Origin of the sequence: Streptococcus panodentis (assembly GCF_017884005.1) — a bacterium.
Classification (GTDB): domain Bacteria; phylum Bacillota; class Bacilli; order Lactobacillales; family Streptococcaceae; genus Streptococcus; species Streptococcus panodentis.
This window is the reverse complement of record NZ_QFAY01000056.1, coordinates 1-772: the sequence shown is the minus strand read 5'-3', so window position 1 is coordinate 772 and position 772 is coordinate 1. Positions and strand designations below refer to the sequence as shown.

Annotated in this window: 1 protein-coding gene; it reads right to left on the bottom strand. The window is 50.1% G+C overall.

What is annotated here, in order from left to right; genetic code table 11:
- Window positions 1–73 precede the first annotated feature (73 nt).
- Window positions 74–652, bottom strand: coding sequence for a hypothetical protein (locus tag DHL47_RS13205; protein ID WP_209552183.1), 579 nt, complete (start codon window positions 650–652; stop codon window positions 74–76).
- Window positions 653–772 lie beyond the last annotated feature (120 nt).

The following is a 772-nucleotide window of genomic DNA, read 5'->3' as shown; positions in this document are numbered from 1 at the left end:
TTTGAAGGCATTTTTTGAATTCAGGACACAACAAACAGAAGGCTTCCGCCTGTTTTAAATATGGAATCTTCTTTCACACCACCCAAGCAGCTAAATGAGCCGTCTCTTGCTCCCTAACCTTGGCACAGGCAAAGGCCAGCTGAATGAGAAAAGCCATGGAAACAAATAAATCCATCTTAGCCAGCCCGCGAATGCTCCGATCCTCAAAGCGAAAATCCCGATCCAAACGGCCATTGATCCGCTCAGCAGCTGTCCGTCTCCGGTATTCCCGCCTGAACTTCTTAGACTGCCGGCTGATTCTTGGAAAAATCCGTGGATTCTCCGAACAGGCTATGCGGAAGATACGCCTGTCTTTCCTGCTTTTCGGAAAGCCAAAGCGCTGGCTCTTGCGGCTCTTATCATAACCCCGATACTCCAGCTGGATAAAGTCCTGCTCCTCGGTCTTGTAAAAGACCTCCCCCTCTTCATTGTAAAAAAGAGAAGTGTTCCGGTACTGCCTGGCTTCCGGCTCTTGCCAGAGATGGCGCCCGTCTGCCAAAAAAGCCACATCCCGATTCTCAATCATCCCCTGCAGTTTGGAATCTTCATAGCCAGAATCCAGAGTTATCACCTTGGCCCGTTCCCAGTCAACTACCTGTTCATCCTCCACCATTTCCCGTGCGGTTGGTTTCTCGGATACATGGGCGGGAGGACGCGAAAAGCAATCGGAAGCTCATAAACGCTGTCACAGATGAGATGAACACGAAAACCAAAATAGGTGCGGGTCTTGGTG